This window comes from Streptomyces boetiae, assembly GCF_031845405.1.
Classification (GTDB): domain Bacteria; phylum Actinomycetota; class Actinomycetes; order Streptomycetales; family Streptomycetaceae; genus Streptomyces; species Streptomyces boetiae.
Map to the genome: position 1 here is coordinate 1 of NZ_JAVREN010000086.1, position 8,121 is coordinate 8,121.

Consider the following 8,121-nt stretch of genomic DNA (forward strand, 5'->3'; position numbering starts at 1 on the left):
ACGCACGCCGCGCGGCTCGCCGCCCGCGAGGAGGCGGCCCGCCGCTCCGCCGCCCGCTCCGCGCGCCGCGACGCCCTGCGCGCCGAGCTCGACGCCCTGGCCACCGGCCCCGCCCCCGCCGAGGGCGGCGACCTCGCCGCCCGCGCCGCCGCCCTCGCGGAGCACGCCGACGCCCTGGGAGCCGCCGCGGAGGCCGTCCGCGCCGCCGAGGAGAGCGCCGGCCGCCTCAAGCTCGCCGACGGACGCCTGGCCGACGCCGCCTACCGCGCCGGGTTCGGCACCCCCGCCCAGGCCGCCGCCGCCCTGCTGGACCCCGCCTCCCTGCGGCAGCTCCAGGACCGCGCCGACGCCTGGCAGGCCGAGGAGAGCGCCCTGGCCGCCGCCCTGGCCGACCCCGCGCCCGCCGCTGCCGCCGCCCTGCCCCCCGCCGACCCCGAGGCCACCGCCGCCGCCCTGGAGGCCGCCACCCGCCGCCTGCGCGCCGCCTCCGGCGCCGCCGAGGCCGCCGCCGCCCGCTGCGCCCAGCTCGACGCCCTCTCCGCCGACGCGGCCCGCCGCGCAGCCGCCCTGGCCCCCCGGCGCGCCGAGGCCCACCGCCTCGCCTCCCTCGCCCAGCTCGCCGCCGGCACCTCCCCGGACAACGCCTACCGGATGCGCCTGGAGACCTACGTCCTGGCCGCCCGGCTCGAACAGGTCGCCGCCGTGGCCAGCGCCCGCCTGCACCGCATGTCCGCCGGCCGCTACTCCCTGGTCCACACCGACGCCCGGGCCGGCGGACGCGGGCGCTCCGGCCTCGGCCTGCACGTCATGGACGCCTGGACCGGCCGCCCCCGCGACACCGCCACCCTCTCCGGCGGCGAGGCGTTCTTCGTCTCCCTGGCCCTCGCCCTGGGCCTGGCCGACGTGGTGGCCCAGGAGACGGGCGGCCGGCGCCTGGAGACCCTCTTCATCGACGAGGGCTTCGGCAGCCTGGACGAGCAGTCCCTCGACGAGGTCCTCGACGTCCTGGACTCCCTGCGCGAGCACGACCGCAGCGTCGCCATCGTCAGCCACGTCCCCGACCTGCGCACCCGCGTCCCCGCCCAGCTGGAGGTCCTCAAGACCCGCCACGGCTCGACCGTGCGCCACCACACATCCCCACAGACCGCGTGAGTCCCCCGGCCGGAGCAGGGCGACGTCCGGTGCGGGGATCGTCGCGCCAACCGGGCGTCAGTTCCGCACCGCGGGCCGCCCGCCGGGCCGCGGCCGGGCCCCGCCCCACCGTCCGGGGCGGCGGCCCGCAGGGCAGCGCGTCACAGCGCAGAGAGCTCCGCCACCAGGTCGTCCAGGCCCAGGGAGCCCTGCGACAGCGCCGCCATGTGCCAGCGCTTCGCGTCGAAGGCCGCGCCGTGCGCCGCGCGCGCGGCCTCCCGGCCCTGGAGCCAGGCACGTTCGCCCAGCTTGTAGCCGATGGCCTGGCCCGGCATGCCCAGGTAACGCACCAGCTCGCTCTCCACGAAGTCCGCGGGCCGCCCGTTGTGCCGCGCGAAGAACTCCTGCGCCAGCTCCGGCGTCCACCGCTCCCCGGGCCGGAAGGGCGAGTCCGCAGGGATGCGCATCCCCAGGTGCATCCCGATGTCGATGATCACCCGTACCGCCCGCAGCATCTGGCAGTCCAGGTAGCCCAGGCGCCGCTCCGCGTTGTGCAGGAAGCCCAGCTCGTCCATCAGCCGCTCCGCGTACAGCGCCCAGCCCTCGGCGTTCGCGCTGACCATGCCCACCGTCGTCTGGTAGCGGGAGAGGTCCTCCGCGACGTGCGCCCACTGCGCGAGTTGCAGGTGATGGCCCGGCACCCCCTCGTGGTACCAGGTGGAGACCAGGTCGTAGACCGGGAAGCGCGTCGCCCCCAGCGTCGGCAGCCACGTGCGGCCCGGCCGCGAGAAGTCCAGCGACGGGCTGGTGTAGTAGGGCGCGGCGGCGCTGCCGGGCGGGGCGATCATCGACTCCACCCGCTTGACCCGCTCCGCCAGCTCGAAGTGCGTGCCGTCCAGCGCCTCGATCGCCTCGTCCATCAGCCGCTGCAGCCACGCCCGCACCTCCTCCACACCGTCCACGGCCTCGCCCTCGGTGTCCAGGTGCCGCAGCGTCTCCCACGGCGTGGCCCCCGGCAGGACCTTCGCCGCCTCCGCCCGCATCTCCGCGTGCAGCCGGTGGAACTCGGCCCAGCCGTAGGCGTAGGCGTCCTCCAGGTCCAGGTCGGTGCCGTTCCAGTACCGCGCCCACAGCGCGTACCGCTCCCGGCCCACCGTCTCCGGGGAACGCCCCAGGGCCGGCGCGTACGTCCCGCGCAGCCAGTCCCGCAGCAGGGCCACGCCGCCGGCGGCCTCCCGCGCCGCCGCCTCCAGCTCCGCGCGCAGCGCCTCGGGCCCGGGCGCGACGAACTCCCCGAACCAGCCGCCGCCTTCCGTCCCGATCCACTCGCCCAGCTGCCCGATCACGGTCTCCACCTGCCGCGGCCCGGCCGGCAGCGACCGGGACAGGCCCTCGGCCAGGGAGTCCCGGTACCCGGCCATCGCCGCGGGCACCGCCCGCAGCCGCCGGGCCACCGCCGCCCAGTCCTCCTCCGTGTCCGTGGGCATGATCGTGAAGACCTCGCGCATCTGGTGCACGGGGGAGGAGAGGTTGCTCACCCGGCGCAGCGGCTCGCCCGCGTCGTGGACCGCGAGTTCCGCGCTCAGCCGCTCCCGCAGCAGGCGCGCGCACCGGCGTTCCAGCGCGTCCTCCGCACCCGGCAGCGCCTCGGCGGCCTCCAGCCGCCCCAGGGTGCGCCGCGCCAGGGCGGCCAGCTCGCCCTGCCCGTCAGGGGAGAAGTCGGGAAGGCTTCCCGCGCTGCCGGGAACGCCCAGGAAGGTCCCGGTGATCGGGTCGAGCGCGATCAGCTCGTCCACGTAGTGGTCGGCGAGCCGGCGGGGGAGGAGGGTCTCCGGGTCATCTGACATGCGCCCATCCTGGTACGGGCGCGCGTTTTCGTCACCACCCGGCGTGGGCCGGGAGCGCGTGGGCCCCGGGAGCGGTCACGCGCGCGCTCAGGACCAGCGCGCCCTCCTCCACCCGGTGGTCCACGGCCAGGCCGGTGCCGCGCATCAGCGCGATCATCCCGGCGTTCGAGGCCTGCGTCACCGCGTACACCACCTCGCGGCGGGCGGCGACGGCCTGCTCGATCAACGCCCTCAGCAGGGCCCGTCCCACGCCGTGCCGCTGCCAGGCGTCCTCCACCAGCAGCGCGACCTCGGTCTCCTCCCCGTCCCACAGCAGGTGCGCTAGGCCCACCACCCGGCCCTGCCCGTCCTCGGCGACCAGGCTCACGCCGTGCCGCGGGTCGAGCAGGTGGGCCAGGTACCGGTCCGCGTCCGTCACCGGGCCGTGGTACCGCAGCGTCAGCGTCCGGGAGGAGCAGCGGGCGTGCATCGCGCGGGCCTCCGCCGCGTCGGCCGGGCCCGCCGCCCGCACCACGACCGGCTGCCCGCCCAGCGCCACCGTCCGGCTGCGCACCACCGCCTCGCCGGCCGGGGCCGCCGCCGCACAGGGCCGCCCCGACCGGTACCCCCCGGAGGCGCGCCGCAGGCGGCGGCGCGGGAAGCGGAGGGACGAGCGCGGTACGTCGGAGTCAGCCATGAGTAGCACTCTCGTGCCCGTGTATTGCGCGATCACGAACGTCCTGTGACCGGACGGTAAAGGATGCTTATTCGCCAAATACCCTCTTCGCGCTCTTTGTTGCGCTTCGTGGGCCCCCCGCGCCCGTCCCGGGGGCCCGCCCGGGCCCGGCCCCGCGGCCCTGCCCGGCCGCGTACCCGGCGGCCCTGGCCAGCAGCCGGACCCCGTCCCGCAGGCGGCCCGGCGCCAGGTGGGCGTAGCCCAGGACGAGCCGGACCCGCCCGTCGGGCGGCGGCTTGGCGCCGTAGTCCTCCAGTGGCCGCACCGCCACGCCCGCGGCGGCGGCCCGCTCCAGGAACCGGGCGGGCGGCCCGCACCGCGCGGGCAGCGTCACGATCGCGTGCAGCCCGGCGGCGACGCCGGTCACGGACGCGCCGGGGCAGTGCGCGGCCAGCGCCGCGACCAGCGCGTCCCGCCGCTCACGATACGCCCGTTGGCACCGCCGCAGCTGCCGGTCGTACGCACCTTCCGCGAGGAAATCCGCGAACAGCGCCTGATCCAGCACCGGGTGACCCAAATCCATCATCCGCTTCCTGGCCATCACCTCCTCCAGCAGCCGCTCCGGCACCACCAGCCACCCCAGACGCAGGCCCGGAGCGAGGGACTTGCTGACCGAACCGGCGTACGCGACCCGTTGCGGGTCCAGTCCCTGCAACGCCCCCACCGGCGCCCGGTCGAAACGGAAGTCCCCGTCGTAGTCGTCCTCGATCAGCAGCCCGTCCGCCGCGCGCGCCCACGCCAGCAACTCCCGCCGCCGCGCGGCGCCGTACACGATCCCCGAGGGGAACTGGTGGGCCGGCGTCACCACCGCCGCCCGCGCCCCCGAGCGCACCAGCCGCGCCGGGTCCAGCCCCCGCGCGTCCACCGGCACCCGCGCCACCGCCAGCCCGGCCGCCGCGAACAGCGCCTCGTGCTCCGGGCTGCCCGGCGCCTCCACCGCCACCGGGCGGCCGGGCCCGGTGCCGGGCCCCCGCAGCACCCCGCCCAGCAGCGTCAGCGCCTGCGCCACCCCAGAGACCACCACCACCCGCTCCGGGTCGGCGACCACGCCCCGGCGCCGGGCCAGCAGCGCGGCCAGGGCCTCGCGCAGCGCGGGCAGCCCCCGCGGGTCCGGGTAGCCCAGGTCCGCGTGGGCGAGGCCGGCCAGCGCCCGGCGGTGCGCCGCGGCCCACGCCGAGCGGGGGAAGAGCGAGAGGTCCGGCGTCCCGGGCCGGAAGTCCGCGGCGGGCGCCCGCGCCGGCCCGGCGGGCCGGGCCCGGCCCCGGGCGGCGGCCGGGCCCTCGCCGCCGGGGGAGCGGGCCGCGTCCGCCACCCACGTGCCCGCGCCCCGGCCGCTGCGCAGGTACCCCTCCGCCGTCAGTTGCTCGTAGGCCCGGGTCACCAGGCCCCGGGACACACCCAGGTCGGTGGCCAGCTCGCGGCTGGCGGGCAGCCGCGTGCCCGCCGCCAGCCGCCCCTCGCGCACCGCCTGCCGCAGCAGCGCCTGCAACGCCCGCCCCCGCCGCCGCGGGGCCGCCCGCGTGACCCCGGCCAGCCCGGCCAGCAGCTCCCAGGCCGGCGTCCCCGCCCCGCCGCGGGGCGGGGAAGTCCCGCCCGCCGGCCCCCGATTGGTCCCCGTAGCCGTCATGGGAATGGACCTTAACCGGGACCACCTGCCGCCCTAGCGTCGCGCCCATGACATCGTCGGCCCCCGCCCCCGCCCCCGTTCGCGCCGGGAACGCCGCCGGCCTCGCGCTGGCCGCCACCGCCTGCGTGCTCGTCGGCGCCTCCTTCACGGCGGGCAGCGTCCTCACCGCCTACCCGCACGCCGGCGGCCAGGCCCTGCGCTACGCGCTCGCCGCCCTCCTGCTGATCCCCCTGGCGGCGCGGGGCGCGTTGCCCCGGCTGCGCGCCCTCACCGTGCGCCAGTGGCTGCGCCTGACGCTGCTCGCGGCCGTGGGCATGGCCGGGTTCAACCTCGCCGTGCTGGCCGCCGAACGCACCGCCGAACCCGCCGTCCCTGGCGTCCTGGCCGGGTGCGCGCCCGTCCTGGTGGCCGTCCTGGCCCCGGCCCTGGACGGGCGGCGCCCCGGCCGCGCGGTGACCCTGGGGGCGGTGACCGTGGCGGCCGGCGCCTTCGTCATTCAGGGCTGGGGCCGCACCGACGGCGCGGGCCTGGCCTGGTCGGTCGCCGCGCTGGGCGGGGAGGCCGGGTTCGCGCTGCTCGCCGTCCCCGTGCTGCGCCCGCTCGGGCCGCGCCTGCTCTCGGCCGTCGCCTGCGCGCTGGCCGCGGCCGAGTGCGCCGCGCTCGGCCTGCTGCTGGACGGCCGCGCCTGGCTGCGCGCGCCGGAGCCGGCGGAGGCGGCGGCGCTGCTGTGGCAGGCCGCGGTGGTCACGGTCGCCGGGTTCGTGTGCTGGTACGCCGCGATTCAGCGCGTGGGCGCCGAGCGCGCCACGCTCTGCTCCGGCCTCATCCCCGTCTCCGCCGCCCTGACCGCGCCCCTCGCCGGCGCCCCCGCTCCCGGCCCGGCGCAGGTGGCGGGCGTCGCCCTGGTGGCCGCGGGCGTGGCCCTCGGCGTCCGCGCGCCGGCTCCCTCCGCGCCGGGCGGGCGCCGCCCCGGACCGCACGCCGCACGCCCCGGGCACCGCGCCCCGGCCCCCTGACGGACCGCAACTCCCGGCCGTGGCACGGGAGGCGAACGCCCTACAGCCCGCCCGCCACCCGCAGCACCGCGCCCGTGGTGTAGGAGGCCTCCCCGGACAGCAGCCAGGCGACCGCCCCCGCGATCTCCTCCGGCTCGCCGGGGCGGCCCAGCGGGACGCGGCCCGGGTCCCGCCAGGGCCGCTCCGGGTCGCCCATCCGCGCGTGCATGTCCGTCACGGTCATCCCCGGCTGCACCGAGTTCACCCGCACCCCCTCGGCCGCCAGCTCCTTCGCCAGCCCGGTCGTCAGCGCGTCCAGCGCCGCCTTGGTCGCCGCGTAGTGCACGTACTCGCCCGGGCTGCCCAGCGTGGCCGCCGCCGAGGAGATGTTGACGATCGCGCCGCCCGCCCCGCCGTGCCGCGCCGACATCTCCCGCGCCGCGCGCCGGGCGCACCACAGCGCGCCCAGGACGTTGACCTCCACCACCCGGCGCATCACCGCTGGCGAGGTCTCGGTGAAACGGCCCAGCGGCCCCGTCACCCCCGCGTTGTTCACCAGCCCCGTCGGCGGCCCGAGCTCCGCGCGCACCGCGTCGAAGAGCCCCTCCACCTCCGCCTCCACGGCCACGTCCGCCCGCACCGCCAGGGCCGCGCGGCCCAGCGCCCGCACCCGGGCGGCCACGCCCCCGGCCGCCTCCGCGTCCCGCTCGTACGCCAGGGCCACGTCGTGCCCCGCCCGCGCCAGCCGCAGGGCCACCGCCGCGCCGATCCCACGGCCCCCACCCGTCACCACGGTGACCCGCCGCCCCGCGCGCACCGCGGCCCGCGGCGTTCCTGAATCCGTCACGCCCCGACCGTACCCCCGGCGCCCCGCCCACGGTGTTGACCTGCGGCTTCGCCCGCCCTAGGGTCCCTGAATGTGCAACAACCTTTCATAATGGGGGAGTCCGCGGGGGGCCCGGCGCCTGACCAGCCCGGCAGGCCGCAGCCGGAGCCGAAGTACTGGCACCTGCGGACGCTGCTCGCCCGCGCCATCGACACCGAGTTCACCGTCGGCCAGGCCCTGCCCAACGAGCGCGACCTGGCCGCCCGCTTCGGCGTGGCCCGCGCCACGCTCCGCCAGGCCCTGGACCAACTGGAGCTGGAGGGCCGCCTCCAGCGCCGCCGCGGCGTCGGCACCACCGTCGCGCCCCCGCGTGTCGGCGTCGACCTCGGCGCCCGCGCCCACGCCTGGCCCGGCGCCCCCGGCGACGCCTGGGTGCCCACCGCCTGCGGCCCCGCCACCCCGCCCGAGGCCGTCGCCCGCGCCCTGCGGCTGCCCCCCGGCCGGCCCGTGGAGGACATCCGCCGCACCCTGATCGCCCACGGCGGCCCCGTCGCCGCGGAACGCCTGTACGTCCCCCTGGGCGTCCTGCCCCCCTCCGACGCGCCGCTGCCCCCGCGCGGCCCCGAGCGCGCCCGCGCCGTCCTGGCCCGGCTGGGCCGGCTGCCCCTCACCGGCCAGGACCGGGCCGTCGAGCTGGGCTCCGCCGGCGCCGACGAGGCCCGCCGCCTGGACCGGCTGCCCGGCTCCGCCGTCCTGGTCGTCACCACCCGCTACGCCTCCTCCGGCCGCACCGCGGCCCTGGCAGTGGCCACCTACCGCGCCGACACCTGCCGCCTCACCTTCGGCGGCGGCCACCTGCCCCCGCGCGGAGACGCGCCCGTCACCCCCCGCTGAACGGCGGCGCCCCCCAGCTCCGAGGCCACCACCCGCGGCATCCGCAGGCAGTACCGCGCCAGCTCCCGCCGCACCGGCTCCACCAC

At 78.8% G+C, this 8,121-nt stretch carries 7 protein-coding genes; 3 read left to right on the plus strand and 4 right to left on the minus strand.

The features are described from left to right. On the plus strand, positions 1-1,152 hold a 1,152-nt coding region (locus tag RM780_RS27230), incomplete at its 5' end, for an SbcC/MukB-like Walker B domain-containing protein (RefSeq protein WP_311633577.1). Between the two features lie 140 nt (positions 1,153-1,292). Here RM780_RS27230 and RM780_RS27235 read toward each other — a convergent pair. The 3 genes from RM780_RS27235 to pdxR form a co-directional block, all read right to left on the minus strand. Then, on the minus strand, positions 1,293-2,978 hold the full coding sequence (locus tag RM780_RS27235; protein WP_311633578.1) for a DUF885 domain-containing protein: 1,686 nt from the start codon (positions 2,976-2,978) through the stop codon (positions 1,293-1,295). A 31-nt stretch (positions 2,979-3,009) separates the two neighbouring features. Then, positions 3,010-3,654 (minus strand): GNAT family N-acetyltransferase, encoded by a 645-nt coding sequence (locus RM780_RS27240; protein WP_394813100.1) that lies wholly within the window; start codon positions 3,652-3,654, stop codon positions 3,010-3,012. A gap of 67 nt (positions 3,655-3,721) precedes the next feature. Continuing rightward, complete coding sequence (gene pdxR / locus RM780_RS27245; protein ID WP_311633579.1) at positions 3,722-5,320, minus strand: MocR-like pyridoxine biosynthesis transcription factor PdxR; 1,599 nt, start codon at positions 5,318-5,320, stop codon at positions 3,722-3,724. Between the two features lie 47 nt (positions 5,321-5,367). On the opposite strand from pdxR, the gene RM780_RS27250 reads away from it, so the two are divergent. Beyond that, positions 5,368-6,336 (plus strand): DMT family transporter, encoded by a 969-nt coding sequence (locus RM780_RS27250; RefSeq protein WP_311633580.1) that lies wholly within the window; start codon positions 5,368-5,370, stop codon positions 6,334-6,336. Between the two features lie 40 nt (positions 6,337-6,376). On the opposite strand, the gene RM780_RS27255 is transcribed toward RM780_RS27250, so the two are convergent. Beyond that, positions 6,377-7,162, minus strand: coding sequence for an SDR family oxidoreductase (locus RM780_RS27255; protein WP_311633581.1), 786 nt, complete (start codon positions 7,160-7,162; stop codon positions 6,377-6,379). 90 nt (positions 7,163-7,252) lie between these two features. Between RM780_RS27255 and RM780_RS27260 the strand changes: the two genes are divergently transcribed. Then, complete coding sequence (locus RM780_RS27260; protein WP_311633582.1) at positions 7,253-8,035, plus strand: GntR family transcriptional regulator; 783 nt, start codon at positions 7,253-7,255, stop codon at positions 8,033-8,035. Positions 8,036-8,121 lie beyond the last annotated feature (86 nt).